General features: G+C 67.7%; 13 protein-coding genes. 5 read left to right on the forward strand and 8 right to left on the reverse strand.

All coding sequences use genetic code 11. The features are described 5' to 3' along the window. Positions 1–11: 11 nt before the first annotated feature. Both QZ609_RS08100 and QZ609_RS08105 read right to left on the reverse strand, forming a co-directional pair. Positions 12–1,484, reverse strand: a complete 1,473-nt coding sequence (locus QZ609_RS08100) for a sensor histidine kinase (protein ID WP_295493070.1) — start codon at positions 1,482–1,484, stop codon at positions 12–14. Continuing rightward, complete coding sequence (locus tag QZ609_RS08105; protein ID WP_295493073.1) at positions 1,468–2,142, reverse strand: response regulator; 675 nt, start codon at positions 2,140–2,142, stop codon at positions 1,468–1,470. Before QZ609_RS08105 ends, QZ609_RS08100 begins: the two co-directional genes overlap by 17 nt. 159 nt (positions 2,143–2,301) lie before the next feature. Between QZ609_RS08105 and QZ609_RS08110 the strand changes: the two genes are divergently transcribed. Next, entirely contained in the window at positions 2,302–3,351 is a 1,050-nt protein-coding gene (locus tag QZ609_RS08110; protein WP_295493076.1) for an ABC transporter substrate-binding protein, read from the forward strand. Between the two features lie 80 nt (positions 3,352–3,431). Here the strand turns inward: QZ609_RS08110 and QZ609_RS08115 are convergent, their stop codons facing one another. Beyond that, complete coding sequence (locus QZ609_RS08115; protein WP_295493079.1) at positions 3,432–4,565, reverse strand: porin; 1,134 nt, start codon at positions 4,563–4,565, stop codon at positions 3,432–3,434. Between the two features lie 259 nt (positions 4,566–4,824). Between QZ609_RS08115 and QZ609_RS08120 the strand changes: the two genes are divergently transcribed. Together QZ609_RS08120 and QZ609_RS08125 are read left to right on the forward strand one after the other, a co-directional pair. After that, on the forward strand, positions 4,825–5,259 hold the full coding sequence (locus tag QZ609_RS08120) for a PaaI family thioesterase (protein ID WP_295493082.1): 435 nt from the start codon (positions 4,825–4,827) through the stop codon (positions 5,257–5,259). Positions 5,260–5,281: 22 nt separating this feature from the next. Beyond that, the gene (locus QZ609_RS08125) at positions 5,282–5,872 is read left to right on the forward strand and encodes a hydrolase (protein WP_295493085.1); all 591 of its coding nucleotides are present in this window, start codon (positions 5,282–5,284) and stop codon (positions 5,870–5,872) included. On the opposite strand, the gene QZ609_RS08130 is transcribed toward QZ609_RS08125, so the two are convergent. After that, positions 5,869–6,066, reverse strand: a complete 198-nt coding sequence (locus QZ609_RS08130; RefSeq protein ID WP_295493088.1) for a hypothetical protein — start codon at positions 6,064–6,066, stop codon at positions 5,869–5,871. The two genes, QZ609_RS08125 and QZ609_RS08130, sit on opposite strands and share 4 nt — an antisense overlap. A 124-nt stretch (positions 6,067–6,190) precedes the next feature. On the opposite strand from QZ609_RS08130, the gene QZ609_RS08135 reads away from it, so the two are divergent. Then, on the forward strand, positions 6,191–6,727 hold the full coding sequence (locus tag QZ609_RS08135; protein WP_295493091.1) for a phenolic acid decarboxylase: 537 nt from the start codon (positions 6,191–6,193) through the stop codon (positions 6,725–6,727). 144 nt (positions 6,728–6,871) lie between these two features. Further along, entirely contained in the window at positions 6,872–7,639 is a 768-nt protein-coding gene (locus tag QZ609_RS08140; protein ID WP_295493094.1) for an MIP/aquaporin family protein, read from the forward strand. 15 nt (positions 7,640–7,654) lie between these two features. Here QZ609_RS08140 and QZ609_RS08145 read toward each other — a convergent pair whose 3' ends face one another. The 4 genes from QZ609_RS08145 to QZ609_RS08160 form a co-directional block, all read right to left on the reverse strand. Continuing rightward, positions 7,655–8,302, reverse strand: a complete 648-nt coding sequence (locus QZ609_RS08145) for a response regulator transcription factor (RefSeq protein ID WP_295493096.1) — start codon at positions 8,300–8,302, stop codon at positions 7,655–7,657. Between the two features lie 342 nt (positions 8,303–8,644). Next, positions 8,645–9,859, reverse strand: a complete 1,215-nt coding sequence (locus QZ609_RS08150) for an EAL domain-containing response regulator (protein ID WP_295493098.1) — start codon at positions 9,857–9,859, stop codon at positions 8,645–8,647. 895 nt (positions 9,860–10,754) lie between these two features. Further along, positions 10,755–11,561 (reverse strand): MetQ/NlpA family ABC transporter substrate-binding protein, encoded by an 807-nt coding sequence (locus QZ609_RS08155; protein ID WP_295493101.1) that lies wholly within the window; start codon positions 11,559–11,561, stop codon positions 10,755–10,757. A gap of 159 nt (positions 11,562–11,720) precedes the next feature. Beyond that, positions 11,721–14,543: a sensor histidine kinase KdpD gene (locus tag QZ609_RS08160; protein WP_295493103.1), complete on the reverse strand. Its 2,823-nt coding sequence runs from the start codon at positions 14,541–14,543 to the stop codon at positions 11,721–11,723. Between the last annotated feature and the right edge of the window lie 86 nt (positions 14,544–14,629).

Here is a 14,629-nt window from a genome sequence, read left to right on the forward strand (position 1 = left end):
CCGGCGCCAGCTTAGGCCGATTGCGACGGCGCCTCCGACTGCGGCACGCTCGCGCGCCGCAGCCACACTGTCACCATCAGGCCGGCCCCGCCCGGGCCCGGCGCCAGCGCAATCTGCCCGCCCATGGTGTCGACGATCTGCCGCACGATGGCCAACCCGAGGCCGCTGCCCTCGGTGTGGGAGCCGGCCAGTCGCGTGAAGCGTTCGAACACGCGCGCGTAGGCTTCGGGCGGGATGCCCGGGCCGTCGTCCGACACCGTCAGCATGGCCCAACCGTAGTCGGCCGAGACGTTCACCGTCACGCGGCCGTCCTCGTGGGTGTAGCGCACCGCGTTGTCGACCAGGTTGAACAACAGCGCGGTCAGCAGCGTGCGGTTGCCCGAGGTCCAGACGGGGGACTCCGCGCTCTCCAGCCCGAGGTCGATGCGGCGGCCGTCAGCCAGCAGCGCCAGGTCTTCCAGCACGTGTTGCGCCACCGGCACCAGGTCCACCAGCTCGCAGGCCACCTGCGAGGCTTCGGCCTGCGACAGCAGCAGCAGGTCGTTGATCAGGTCGGCCAGGTTGCGCGTGCTGGTGCGTGCGGCGCGCAGCACGTCATGCAGGGCCGCGTCGGCGTTGGCTTGCGCGGCCACCTGCATCTGCGTGTCGAGAATCGCCAGCGGCGTGCGCATCTGGTGCGCGGCATCGGCAATGAAGCGCTTCTGCGTGACGGCATTGTCGGCAATGCGGTGCAGGTACTGGTTGAGGGCCAGGGCAATGGGCTGCAGCTCGCGCTGCAGGGTGGTCGGGTCCAGCGGCGCGAGGTCGGTCGGCGCGCGTGCCGACACGTTGCCGGCCAACCCCAGGATGGGCCGCAGCTCGAGCGTCAGGCCGATCAGGATCATCGCCAGCGCCAGGCCCACCAGCACCATCTGCCGCAGCAAGGACGGCCACCACAGCTGGCGGATCATGGCGTCGCGGCCGTTGACGGTCTGGGCCACACGCGTGAGCACGCGCTCGGAGCGGCCGGCGTCGTACATGGTGCGCACCACCGTGGCGATATGCACGGGCCGCCGTTGCCCGGCGGTTGGGTCGGCGATGGTATCGGCGTAGACCCCGGCGTCCGGCAGGCCCGCGGCATCGAAGGGCGGGCGCGTGCCGAAATCGAGCCGCCCGGCCAGCAGCCGCCCATGCTCGGTCACCACCTGGTAGAACACCTGATCACGCACCGGCGCCTCGGGCGCGGCGAACACCGCGAGCGCCGCCGGCGGCACCGACGCGCGCAGGCGGCCTTCGTCCCATTCGATCTGGCCGCTGATCATCTGCGCGGCGGTGTTGAGCGCATGGAAGTGGACCACGTCGGCGTTGTGGCGCGCGGCGGCCAGGTCCAGCCAGCCATCGGCGCCCACGTACACGGCCAGCGGCAGCGCCAGCCACAGGGCCAGCCGCAGGCGCAGGCTACGCGCGCGCGGCGTCGGCGGGCTCTGACTATTGGGCAGACGCATCGCGCAACAGGTAGCCGAGCCCGCGCAGGGTGACGATGGTGGCGGCGGAATGCTCGAGCTTCTTGCGCAGACGGTGGATGTAGATCTCGATGGCCTCGGGGCTGGCGTCGTCCTCCAGCCCGAACACGCCGTTGACCAGCGCCGGCTTGGACACCGTGCGCCCGAGCTTGAGCATCAGGATCTCCAGCACGGTGTGCTCGCGCGCGGGCAGCAGCAGCGGCCGCCCGGCCAGCGAGAAAGTGCGGCTGCCGGTGTGGTACGTCAGGTCGCCGCATTGCAGCTCGACCGCATTGGCCGGCGTGTTGCGGCGCACCAATACCTGGATGCGGGCGATCAGCTCGCGAATCTCGAACGGCTTGACGAGGTAGTCGTCGGCGCCGGCACCCAGGCAGGCCACCTTGTCGTCGATGCCGCCGCTGGCCGTCAGGATCATCACCGGCACCGGGTTGCGCCGGTCGCGCAGGCGTTGCAATACGGCCCGCCCGGACAGGGTCGGCAGCTGCAGGTCCAGCAGCACCACGTCGTAGTGTTGCGTGAGCAACAGTGTGTCAGCCGAGTCGCCGTCAGTGGCATGATCGACCGTGAAGTGCGCGCGGCGCAGCGCCTCGGACAGCCATTGCGCCAGGGGGGCGTTGTCTTCGATCAGGAGCAGCTTCATGCGAAGGCGACGCGGCTTGTTGAGCGTATTGAAAGCGGTTTGTGGGTTACCGCCACCTAGAATGGGGACGGCTGCCTGCGCGCGCGCCGGAGACATCACATCAATAAATCCGGTTGCGCGCGACACTAGTAACTACAAAATATAGCCGGAGACAACTCAATGGGTGTTTTTACCTGCAGGGGATCCCGCTCGCGCGGGCCTCGGGGCTGGATCACGCCGTTGCTCGCCGCCTGCCTGGCGGTCGTGGTCGCACCACCGCTCGCCGCCGAGACGCCCACGCACCTGACCCTGATGGTCAGCGGCACCGCCAAGCTGATCTACCTGCCTGCCACGCTGGCGCAGCGGCTCGGGTATTTCCGTGACGAGGGGCTCGACGTGGAGCTGCTGTCGCAACCCGCCGGGGTCGATGCCGAGAGCGAACTGCTGACCGGCTCCGCGCAGGGCGTGGTGGGGTTCTACGATCACACGGTCGACCTGCAGGCCAAGGGCAAGGAAGTGCGCGCCATCGTGGTGTTCAGCCACGTGCCGGGCGAAGCCGAGCTGGTCTCGACGCGCCTGCCGGCCACGGTGGAAGCGATGCGCGATCTGCGTGGCCACACCCTGGGCGTCACTGGCCTGGGTTCGTCCACGAGCTTCCTGACGCGCCACCTGATGGCGCAGCAAGGCCTGGGCCCGGGCGACTACACCATGCTGCCGGTCGGCGCCGAACGCAGCTTCGTGAACGCGCTGCGCAACGGCCGTATCGACGCCGGCATGACCACCGACCCAACCGCCTCGCAACTGGTACGCAACGGAGAAGCACGCGTGCTGCTCGACCTGCGTACGATCGAGAGCACGCGCGCGGCGCTGGGCGGTCCATACCCGGCGGCGTGCCTGTATGTGCAGACCGAGTGGCTGGAGGCCCATCCCGATCTGGCAACCAAACTGGCTCGCGCCTTTGTCCGCACGCTGCGCTACCTGCATCGCCACCGTGCGGAAGACATTGCCGCGCGTATGCCGGCGGAATTCCGGCACGACCGTCAGGACCTCTACGTGCAGGCGCTCGCCGCTGCGTTGCCCACGTTCAGCGACGACGGACGCATGCCCGCCGATGGTCCAGCCACTGTCTTGCGCGTGCTGTCGACCAGCAATCCAAATGCCCGCGACAAGCATATCGACCTCTCGCGGACGTACACCAACCGCTTCGTGGATCAGGCGAAAGTGCCCTGACCCAACCCTGTTCACGATCCGTAGTGCGCGACCCCGGACGAGCCCCGCTCGGGGGCGCGCGCCAGGATCGTAGACAGGGATCAGAAGCGGGTGCGCATACCGACGCCGAACTCGGTCTGGCTGTTGTGGCCGTTGGTTGCGCCGACGATGTACTGATCCTTCAGCTTCATGTAGTCCGCCGCCACGTAGAACTCGGTGCGCTTGGACACGTGGTAGAAGACCGAACCGTACACGGTCTGCTTGCGGCCACTGCCGGCTGCGGTGGCGCTGGCCACGTTGGAGTACGCGTTGAGCGTGCTGCCGTCCGCGCCGAAGGCGGCGTTGCCGGCCTTCATCATCTGGTAGCCGATTTCGTAGTCGAAGGCACCCGGCGGGGCGATCTTCAGCGACACGGTGTAGGCGTCGTCCTTGCGGTCACCCAGCGCCAGCGGCTGCTCGCCGGTGTAGTGGAAGTAGCCGGCGTTGATGCGGAACATGCCCAGGATCACGTTACCGCCTGCCGAGTACGAGCGGTCGGTAAAGCCGTTGACCTTGGCCGTCTGCGCGAAGCCCGCCAGGTTGAAGCTGCCGCCGTTGTAGCCCAGCGCCAGCGATTCGGTGGTGTTCTGCGACGGCTGACCCGCCACGTTGCCGAACTGATAGGCCAGGCCGGTGAAGAAACCGCCGTCCCACAGCTTCTTCCACACCACGCCGTTGTTCAGGCGCGTGCCGGTGGCGCTGCCTGCGTAGAAGATCAGTTGCTTGAAGTTGTTGACGTTGGTGTAGCCGCCTTCTTCCAGCGTCACCTTTTCGCTGGTGTACGGATCACCGTAGATGCCCGACACGTCGCGTGCAATCGCGTTCTGGCGGCCGAAGGTCAGCTTGCCGAAGTCGTTGTTCGACAGGCCCACCCAGGCGTCACGGTTGAACAGCACCCCCGGGGTGTCCATCGTGCCGTCGCGCGTCACGAACTCGGATTCCAGCTTGAAGATGGCCGACGTGCCGCCGCCCAGGTCTTCCTTGCCGGTCAGGCCCCAGCGGCTGCCGCTGAACCACGGCGCATCGTGAAAGCCGGTGGTGCGCCCGCCCGAGGCGGTGGTGTTGTTGATGGTGCTGATGGTGGTGTCGATCAGGCCGTACAGCGTCACGTTCGAGGCTTGTGCGTGAGCGCCGGTGGCTGCCAGGCCGGCCACTGCTGCTGCAGTTGCGGCCAGGGCAAATTTGGTACGGGACATCGAAGTCTCCTTCCGTTGTGGTGAATGATGTTTTCCGGTCGTGATGCCGGCTTGGATATTGCGTACCGGGCGGCTGGTCGGGCCGTCTGGTGAAATCGCTGGGCGAGCGTAGCGGCGCGGACCTTTCTGGAGCCTTTCGCACCACCTGCACTGCTCTTGACTGTTGCTTATTCGCATGCAGAGCATTGCAGGCCTTGCGCTCGGCGTCGAGTTAGAGTGTCGGCTCCTTCCAACACTTCGCAACACTTTCACCTGTCCGATGCACCCGAACCAGATGACCGGCCTGCAATTGCTGCAAGCCATGGGCCGTGGCGAGTTGCCGCGCGCATCCATCAGCGAAACCATCCCCATGACCATGGAGGCCATCGAGGCCGGCACCGTGCGCTTTGGCGCCCGGGCCGACAAGCGCCACCTGAACCCGCTCGGCGGCGTGCACGGCGGCTTTGCCGCCACGGTGCTCGATTCGGTGACGGGCTGCGCGGTCCACACCATGCTGGAAGCCGGCGTCGGCTACGGCACCGTCGACCTGAACGTGAAGATGCTCAAGGCGGTGCCGGTCGACACGCCGCTGGTGGCCATCGGGCGCGTGCTGCATGTGTCGCGCACGCTGGGGGTGTCGGAGGGCACGCTCCAGACGGAGGACGGCACGCTGCTGGCGCATGCCACGGCCACCTGTTTCATCCGCCGCCCGTAATCCCGCCCGCCAGGAGCTATCGATGTCTGAACCGCTGCAAACCCTGTCCGCCAAGACCACCGCGCTGGTGCTGATCGACCTGCAACGCGGCATCCTGCCGTTCGCGCAGGGGCCGCATTCGGCCGAGCAGGTGCTGGGGGCGTCGGCCAGGCTGGCCAAACGTTTTCGTGCGCTCGGCGCGCCGGTGGTGCTGGTCCGTGTGGGCTGGTCGGCCGACTTTGCCGATGCGCCACGCCAGCCGGTCGACCGCCCCGCGCCGACGCCGCCGGGCGGCATGCCGGCCGGCGCGCTGGACCAACCCGCCGAGCTGGAGGTGGCGCCCACCGACCTCCAGATCCTCAAGCGCCAGTGGGGCGCGTTCTACGGCACCGAGCTGGACCTGCAACTGCGCCGGCGCGGCATCACCACCCTCGTGCTGGGCGGCATCTCGACGCATGTGGGGGTGGAATCGACCGCCCGCGCGGCATGGGAACACGGCTACGCGCTGGTGCTGGCCGAAGACGCGATGAGCGCGCCGGATGCCGCGCAGCATCGCTTCTCTGTGGAAAACATCCTGCCGCGCCTGGGCCGCGTGCGCAGCACCGACACCATCCTCGCGGCGCTGGCCGCCTAGTCTGCGTCGAGCACCGGCACATACATCACCATGCGCAGGCGCGGGGCTTCCGTGACCTGCAGGGCGATGTCGTCATGGCGGATGACCGCGCCGCCGGGGGGTGCGGATGCGCTTGTAGCCGGCCTGTAGCGCGCGCACCTCGTGCTGGCGGCGGCAAAAGCGAGCCCGGCTTGGGCGTCAATCGGAACACGCACCAGAAACACCAGGCACCGCGGAACACACCGTTCGGCGCAGGCCGGTTTATCCGCCGGACCTGCCCCGAGACAATGGTTGCGTCATTTGCCCCGAGGCTTCGGCCCCAGTCACAAGAGGAACCCCATGACCGCAACCGCCATCTCCGCCTTCAGCTCGGCTTCCGACGCGCAAGCGCTCGCCGGCCTGGTCGGCACCCACCTGATCTACACCTACGACAACGGCTGGCAGTACGAGATCTACATCGAGAACGCCACCACGGTCTGCTACCGCATCCATAGCGGCATGGTGGGCGGGCGCTGGGTGACCGACCAGCATGCCTACATCGCCCGGCTTGCCGATGGCCTCTACACCGTGTCGTGGGACGAGCCGACCGGCACGGTGGTCAGCCTGAACATCGACCTGGGCCCACAACGCCGCCTGCACGGCCTGATCGTCTTCCCGCAGTGGGTGGCCAAGGAACCGGGCAAGACGGTCTGCTACCAGAACCAGCATCTGCCGCTGATGCAGCAATACCGCGACGCCGGCCCGACCTACCCCAAGGTCATCCTGGACGAATTCGCACGCATCACGTTTGCCGAGAACTGCGGCGCCGACCGCGATGACGTGATCGCCTGCGGCCCGGCCGACCTGCCCGCAGGCTACGCCGAGCGCACCAACTGATCCGCTCCATTCGATACCGCGGCGCGCGACACAAGCGCGCCGCAGTGCATTGATCGGCCACGGGCGCGGCTCCACACTGCCCGCGCACGCTTCGCATCCCGCTCCCGCATGGCCACCGTTTCTCCGCTTCGCGCGGCCGGCGCTTTGTCCGCCGCTCGCACCGTCTCGTCTTCTGCACGCATCTCGCTCGCCCGCCGGCTGGTGGCGGAAGGGCTGGGGACAGCCTTGCTGATCGCCGTCGTGATCGGCGCGGGTGTGCACGCGCACCGGCTCTCCGGCGGCGATGCGATGTGGACGCTGCTGGTGCAGTCGCTGGCGGGCGGGGCCGGGCTGTGCGCGCTGCTGCTGACGTTCGGGCCGATCTCGGGCGCGCAGTTGAATCCGGCGGTGACGGTGTCCGCCGTGCTGCAGGGCAACCTGCGCTGGCATGAGGGCGCAGGCTACGTTGGCGCGCAGTTGATGGGGGCGGTACTGGGCGTGGCGATGGCGCATGGCATGTATGGCATGCCGGCCTGGTCGGCGGGCACCCACGCGGTCGCGGCGCCGCACCTCTGGTGGAGCGAAGCCCTGGCGACCTTCGGGCTGATGGCGGTCGGCATCGCCTGTGCGCGGCGCTCGCCGCAATGGTTGCCCGTGGCGGTGGCGGCCTATATTGGCGCGGGGTATTGGTTCACGGGGTCGTCGTCGCTGGCCAATCCAGCCCTGACGCTGGCTTGCGCCCTGACGGATGGCCCCTCGGGCATCCGCCCCGGCGACGTGCCCGGCTACATGCTCGCGCAGTTCGCGGGCATGCTGGCGGCGACGCCTTTGTTCGGCTGGCTGCTCGGCTCCAGCCCCGAGCAACGGCAGGTCATGCTGGCCGGCGATTCGGGCATACCCGTTCGGTCGGTGCACCAGCGCAAGGCCGGCTGAGGCCGCGTTCGCCGCTCAATGCGGCGCGGGCAACCCGGCAGTGCGGGCGTATTGGAAGAGATCGATTTCCCGCGCCAAACCCAGCTTGCGCAGCGCGACGGTCTTCTGCGTGCTCACGGTCTTGATGCTGGAGCCGAGTTTGCGCGCGATCTCCGAGACAGCCAGGCCGCTCACATACAAGCGCACGACCTCACGCTCACGCGCGCTGAGGGTTTGGAATGCGCCTTGCTCGCTCAGCTCCTGCCCCCCATCCTCAACGAGGGTTGGGCTGTAGTACTGCAGCCCGCGTGCGGCCGCAGCGATGGCGTAGCCCACATGGATCAGGTCATCGCTCTTGCTGACGATGCCGCGCACGCCCAATTGCTGCATGCTGCGTAGCAGCGCAGGATTGTGGATCATGGTACAGACGACCACGGCACGATCGGGATGGCGCTTGCGCAACCGCGTCAACAGTTGCATGCCATCGTGCCGCGCATCGCCGTTCATGCGGTAGTCGGTCACGATGACATCGCAATCGATGTGTTCAAGCACCTGCAGCAACTCGCTGCCGTCATGCGCCTGCGCGATGATCTTCTGCTGCGGGAATTGCTCAATGGCGGCGGCAAGCCCCACCAGAATGACGGGATGGTCATCGGCCGCGACGACGGTTAGGAAGGGTGACATGGGCGCCCGCTGTTTAGATTGGGGCAGCCATGGACTGCGCTGCTCTTGCCGCCATGTTGAGCTGCGCCCGGCGCCACGCCGGCAAGACAGGGGCAGAACGCCTGCAGAGCAGGGACCATGCCCACACGCGCTGGCAGGTGCGCTCAAGGCGCACAAACGAAATGGAAAGAAGCGAGACCATGACCTGGGTAAGTTGACCGAAAAATAAGAAGCCACCTTACCCATGGCCCACTGCTGGTGGCATCGGAATCGTCTCAGTTTCCCATCTCCGTAACCATTCGGGGCAGAAGCTGCTTCTATCAGGTTTGAAGAAAACTGAATGCGTCTGCAGCAAACGACCGGTCAGGCCATCGCCTGGACCCGCGCCAGGAATGCGGTGGTCGACAGCGGCGCGGCCCACAAGTAGCCCTGGCCGGTGGTGCAGCCCAACGCGCGCAAGGTCTGCCGCTGGGCATCGGTCTCCACGCCCTCGGCCACGCATTCGAGTTGCAGCGCACGCGCCAGCTCGATCATGGCGCGACAGATGATGCCGCGCTGACTGGTCAGGTTGACCGCCTCGGTGAACGAGCGGTCGATCTTGAGGATGGTGAAGGGCAGGTCCGCCAACAGCTTGAGCGTGGCGATGCCCACGCCGAAGTCGTCGATGGCCAGGCCATGGCCGGCCAGCCGCAACCGGTTGAGCGCAATGGTCAGTTGCGTGGCGTCGGGCACGGCCGAGTCCTCGGTCAGCTCGATGATGATGTGCGCCGGTGCGATGCCGGCATCGCGCACCGTCGCCTCGATCCGCTCGACAGCGCCCGCGCGGCTGAGCGTCTGCGCCGAAGCATTGATGCCGATCGGCACGACCACACGTTGCGCCACCAGCGCGTGCTGCACGCGCACGCAATGCGCGAGCACATGGGAGAACAGCGCGTCGGCCAAGCCCAGTGCCTCCAGCCGTGGCACGAACGCCGCCGGCGAGATGCGGCCATGCACCGGATGGAGCCAGCGGCACAGTGCCTCCGCGCCCACCACGCGGTTGCTTGCCAAATCATGCTGCGGCTGCAGGACCACCTCGATCTGCTCGGGCGTGTCGTGCACCAGCGCCGCGAGCTCGTCGTCAGTGAATGCTGGCGGGCGCGACGGCGCGCTCGGCACGGCCTCGCGGTCACGCGCTGCGGCCTCCTGCAGCAAAGGCAGCACATGCTCGGCGCGCAGCGGCTTGGCAAGGCCATGCGTGTGCGTGAGGCCGACCGCATCGGCCAGGCCGACGTGCGATTCGACGATGGGCCCGTCCATTGCGCTCACCCAGGCCCACACGGGCGCCTGGCGCGGGAACACGCGACCGTCGCGCAGCAGCATCTGCTCCATCAGCGCCGGGCCGTTCATGCCGGGCATGTCGATGTCGCACAGCACCAGGTCGACATGGCACAACTGCAGCAGGTAGAGCGCCTCGCGCCCCTCGCACGCCGTCAGGATCTGCTGCACGCCCAGCGTATGCAGCACCTGCTTGGCAGCGGCGCGCTGCACCGGGTGGTCGTCCACCACCAGCACGGCGAGTTGTGCAAAACCTTCCATCGGCCTTCCTTATTGTTGTTGGTGTGCGCGGCGACGCATCCCGTATGCGCTGTGCTGCAGATGCCGCGTGCCGTCATTGAAGCACCGGGCCCGCCGCTTGTCAGGTACCCGTGCCGGTGCCGGAAAAAGCAAAGCCCGCGCAGTTCTTCAACTGCGCGGGCCTTGAGCGATTCCCCCAACCTTTTGAGCTTCCGGCGCCGGTGTCGGCGGCGTCGGGACGCAAGAAATCGTGCCTTAAAAAAATGAAGCCCGCAACAGGGGCGGGCTCAAAAGGGGGGGAGTGCTCCCTAAAGAGAGAGCAAGGTGAAGTTTAGTAGAGAGGATTCGCATGGACTGTCCGGGTGCGGCCGAATCGCTTGTAGGACAAAATCCGACGCAATTACACGAGGATAGCGACACAAAGCGCGCGGTTCTCCACATATTTGAGGCGATCACGTGATTCTGACGACGTATTGCAGTGCATCGTGCACATCCTCTCGATGTGCGGCTTAAAACGCGCGCCCGAAAATCAAGCACCGTTGCTATCGGACAACGGCGCATTCTTGAGCGATGGGGACAGCGTAGCCGGAAACCGATGCGCGCGGGAAACACCCCGGACCGGCGGCACAAAGAAAAAAGCCCGAGCACCAGGTGCTCGGGCCACAATCCACCAAGGAGGGTGGAGGAGACAGGTCCAACTATAGCGGATCGTTTGCTGCGTTGCAATAAGGTAGAACTACGTAAGTCTGCAAAGCGTTGCCAAGGCGCTACGGCCTAGGCAAACGGTTGCAGTTGTCACGATTTGGCGCGGCGCAACAAACGCCCATCCGCTCTTGCGGCTGGCCGTCACGGCAAGCCCCATCCGCTTTGCAGTGCGGCGACTCACGAGAGTATTCGCTTACTTATCAGATCCAGCTTAAAACGCCGGCAGGATCGCGCCCTTGAACTGGGCGTCAATGAACTTGCGCACCTCGTCCGACTGGTAGGCGTGCACCAGCGTCTTCACCCAGGGCTGGCTCTTGTCCTTCTCGCGCACGGCGATCAGGTTGGCGTATGGGCCCTTGCGATCTTCCAGGGCGATGGCGTCCTTGGCGGGCGTCAGGCCGTTCTTGACCGCGTAGTCGGTATTGATGGAAGCGGCGTCCAGGTCATCCAGCGAGCGCGGCAACTGGGCCGAGTCCAGTTCGATCAGCTTGATCTTCTTCGGGTTCTCGACCACGTCGCGCGGGGTGGCGTTGGTGCCGTTGCTGCCCACGCCCGCCTTGAGCTTGATCACACCGGCCTTCTGCAGCAGCAGCAGGGCGCGGTTGCCGTTGGAGGGGTCGTTCTGGATGCCGACCTTGGCGCCTTCCTTGAGCGCAGCCAGCGACTTGATCTTCTTCGAGTAGAAGCCCATCGGCGCCACGTAGGTCAGGCCCACATTGACGATCTTGTAGCCGCGCGCCTGGATCTGGCTGTCGAGGAAGGGCTGGTGCTGGAAGCCGTTGGCGTCAAGGTCGCCGGCGTCGAGCGCGGGGTTGGGCTGGGCGTAGTCGTTGAACTCGATGACCTTGATGTCCAGGCCGTCCTTCTTGGCGACCTTCTGCACCACTTCCCAGATCTGCGCGTCGGGGCCGCTCATGGTGCCGAGCTTGATCTGCTTGGTGTCGGCGTGGGCGCCAGAGGCGATGGCCAGCGCGATGACCGGCAGGGTGGCGCGCGCAATGCGGGTGAACAGAGACATGGAGAAACCTCGTCGATCTTGTCGTTGATATGGACCGCCGGCGGGTAGCCGGCGGCGAGGCGCGATCGTGGCACAGGCACGCGCCCGACAGAACGAACTTTCCGGCATGTCGATATGCCGCAGCGCGAGGCGGCGTGCGCCTCTGCGGCCGGTGGCGACTCACGCGGCCGCGTCTTCCTCCACAGGCGGCGGCTCGGCGGCCGGCAGGGCGACGACGAAGCACGCACCGCCGTCGGCCGCCGCCTCCACCCAGATGCGCCCGTTGTGCGCGCTCACGATGGCCTCGCACACCGCCAGCCCCAGGCCGACGCCGCCGGTGGCAGATTCCTTGTCGCCACGGGTGAACTTCTCGAAGATGGTCCGCTCGGCGCCGCGCGGCACGCCGGGGCCCTGGTCGCGTACGCGCACGTGCAGCTCGCGGCCGTGCCGCTCACTCAGCAGGATGGTGGCCGAGATACGGATCAACGTGCCGGCCGGCGCGAACTTGCCGGCGTTCTCCAGCAGGTTGGACAGCACGCGCTCCATCAGCGGGCCGTCGCAGCGCACCAGCGGCAGCTCCGACAAGTCGTCGACCACCACCTCATGCGTGGGCAGCGGAATGGCCGCCAGCGCCGCGCCCACCAGCTCCTCGATCGACTGCCACTCCTGGCGCAGCTTGACGTCGTGGTTCTGCAGCCGCGCCATGTCGAGCAGGTTGGTGACCATCGCGCGCATGCGCCGCGCCTGCTCACCGATGGCGACGGCGGCTTCCGACTGCAGCGGCGGCAGCGGCGGCTGCGCGCGCTGCAGCGTCTCAGCCATGCCGACCAGGCCGGTGAGCGGCGTGCGCAGATCGTGCGAGACCGCCGCCAGCAGCGAGTTGCGCAGGCGCTCGGATTCGATGCGCACCAACGCATCCTGCGCGATCTCGACGTAGTGCACCCGCTCGATGGCGATGGCGATGAGGGTGGCGCAGGCATCGATTTGGCGGCGGTTGTCCGGTTGCGCCAGCACCTGGAAGGTCTCGGGCTCCACCGCCAGCACGCCACGGATGGCCATCGGCGCCTTCAGCGGCAGGTACAGCACCGAGCACGACGGCAGCGTGTGCGTGCCGGTGCCGGCGGGCTGGCCATGCTGGTAAGTCCAGTCGGCCAGCACGCGGTCGAGGTTGGGCATGCCCGAAGGCGCAGCGTCGGATGCCTGGGCCGCGCCCTCGGGCCGGGCGATCTGCGGCGCGCCCAGGCGGCCGTCCAGCCCGACGAAGAAGAACGCGCAGCGCCCGCCAAAGGTCGCGTTGACGAAGCGCCCGCCGATGCTGACGATCTGGTCCAGCGTGAGCGCGGCGGACAATTCGCGCGCCGCCTCGTACAGCGCGCGTGCGGCGGCCTCGCGCTGCACGGCCACCTCAGCCTGATCGCGCAGGCCCGCCGTGAGCTGGCCGACCAGCAGGCCCACCGCCAGCATCACCGCGAAGGTCAGCAGGTACTGCACGTCGCTCACGGCAAACGAGAAGCGCGGCGGCACGAAGAAGAAATCGAACAGCGCCACCGACAGCACCGACGCCAGCGCCGCCGGCCCGCGCCCGTGCCGCATCGCCACCGCCACCACCGCCGCCAGGAACAGCATGACGATGTTGGCCAGATCGAACACCGGGTGCACCAGGCTGGAGAGCAGCGTCGCCACGCCCACGTAGACGCACGCCGCGATGTAGCCCGGCTTGAGCCCGCCGGTGTCGGCCTCGGCCGCGCGCTGGGCCTCGGTACGCATGTCGGCGCGGCCGATGGCGGCAGCGCGGGGCTGCAGCTGCACGCGCGCCGGGTCGGCGGCGGCGCGGATCACGTCCACCTCCGGGCACTGCCGCGCCAGTGATTCGGCAAAGTCGCCGCTGGGCAGGCGCCGCTCCAGGCCGATCGCCAGGCGCAGCGCCACCACGATCGCGCGCCCCGAGCGCCAGCGCCGCTCGGGTGGGCGCCCGATCACCGCCTTGGTGATGTTGTGGCGGCGGATGTAACCGGTGAGGGCCTCCACCGCGTTGGTGCCGGCCAGGGTCTCGACCCTGGCACCGGCATCCTCGGCCAGCTTGAGCAGCGCGTGCAGGCGTTCGGTGCGGGCGTCGGCGCCGCGCAGGTGCGGCATCACCACGGCCACGGCGTGCCAATCGCATTCAAGCTGCGCGGCCAGGCGCGCGGCGCTGCGGATCACCTGTTCGCCATCGCCCTGCGGGTCCAGGCAGGCGACGATGGTCTCGCGGGTGCGCCAGACGTTTTCGATGCGGCGGGCGCGGCGGTAGGCCTGCACGTCGTCGTCGACACGGTCTGCCGTGCGGCGCAGGGCCAGCTCGCGCAGCGCGATCAGGTTGCCCTTGCGGAAGAAATTGCGCGCGGCCTGCTGGGCCTGCTCGGGCATGTAGACCTTGCCCTCGGCCAGGCGGCGCAGCAGTTCGTCGGCGGGCAGGTCGACGAGGATGACTTCGTTGGCGCTGTCGAACACGGCATCGGGCACGGTTTCCCACACGCGGATGCCGGTGATGCTGCCGACCGCCTCGTTCAGGCTGTCCAGGTGCTGGACGTTGACGGTGGTCCAGACATCGATGCCGGCGGCGCGCAGGTCTTCGATGTCCTGCCAGCGCTTGGGGTGGCGCGAACCGGCCACGTTCGAGTGCGCGAGTTCATCGACCAGGATGAGGGCGGGCTTGCGGGCCAGCGCGGCGTCGAGGTCGAACTCGGGGAGGGTGCGGCCGCGGTATTCGATGGGGCGGGTGGGCAGGTGCTCGAGGTCTTCGACCAGTGCGGCGGTCTCGGCGCGGCCGTGGGTTTCGACCAGGCCGATCACCACGTCGATGCCCTGGGCGCGGGCGGCCTTGGCGGCGGACAGCATGGCGTAGGTCTTGCCCACGCCTGCGGAGGCGCCAAAGTAGATGCGCAGCTTGCCGCGGGCGGCTTGCTCCTGGCCGGATTGGAGTTCGGCGAGGAGGGCGTCGGGGTTGGGGCGGGTGTCGTCCATGCTGTGTATTTTGGGCGTTTTTTGGCCGGGGTGGTCCACCTCCCTTTCGCCCCCTGCCGGGGCCGACTCACTTTTCTTTGTCTTGC

Origin of the sequence: uncultured Ralstonia sp. (assembly GCA_913056305.1) — a bacterium.
Lineage (GTDB): Bacteria > Pseudomonadota > Gammaproteobacteria > Burkholderiales > Burkholderiaceae > Ralstonia.

What these genes read in the sequence shown, in the direction of transcription:
- QZ609_RS08160 (WP_295493103.1), bottom strand. Translation starts at nt 14,543, where the DNA reads ATGGACGACACCCGCCCCAACCCCGACGCCCTCCTCGCCGAACTCCAA.
- QZ609_RS08125 (WP_295493085.1), top strand. Translation starts at nt 5,282, where the DNA reads ATGTCTGAACCGCTGCAAACCCTGTCCGCCAAGACCACCGCGCTGGTG.
- QZ609_RS08135 (WP_295493091.1), top strand. Translation starts at nt 6,191, where the DNA reads ATGACCGCAACCGCCATCTCCGCCTTCAGCTCGGCTTCCGACGCGCAA.
- QZ609_RS08145 (WP_295493096.1), bottom strand. Translation starts at nt 8,302, where the DNA reads ATGTCACCCTTCCTAACCGTCGTCGCGGCCGATGACCATCCCGTCATT.
- QZ609_RS08150 (WP_295493098.1), bottom strand. Translation starts at nt 9,859, where the DNA reads ATGGAAGGTTTTGCACAACTCGCCGTGCTGGTGGTGGACGACCACCCG.
- QZ609_RS08120 (WP_295493082.1), top strand. Translation starts at nt 4,825, where the DNA reads ATGCACCCGAACCAGATGACCGGCCTGCAATTGCTGCAAGCCATGGGC.
- QZ609_RS08105 (WP_295493073.1), bottom strand. Translation starts at nt 2,142, where the DNA reads ATGAAGCTGCTCCTGATCGAAGACAACGCCCCCCTGGCGCAATGGCTG.
- QZ609_RS08100 (WP_295493070.1), bottom strand. Translation starts at nt 1,484, where the DNA reads ATGCGTCTGCCCAATAGTCAGAGCCCGCCGACGCCGCGCGCGCGTAGC.
- QZ609_RS08155 (WP_295493101.1), bottom strand. Translation starts at nt 11,561, where the DNA reads ATGTCTCTGTTCACCCGCATTGCGCGCGCCACCCTGCCGGTCATCGCG.
- QZ609_RS08115 (WP_295493079.1), bottom strand. Translation starts at nt 4,565, where the DNA reads ATGTCCCGTACCAAATTTGCCCTGGCCGCAACTGCAGCAGCAGTGGCC.
- QZ609_RS08110 (WP_295493076.1), top strand. Translation starts at nt 2,302, where the DNA reads ATGGGTGTTTTTACCTGCAGGGGATCCCGCTCGCGCGGGCCTCGGGGC.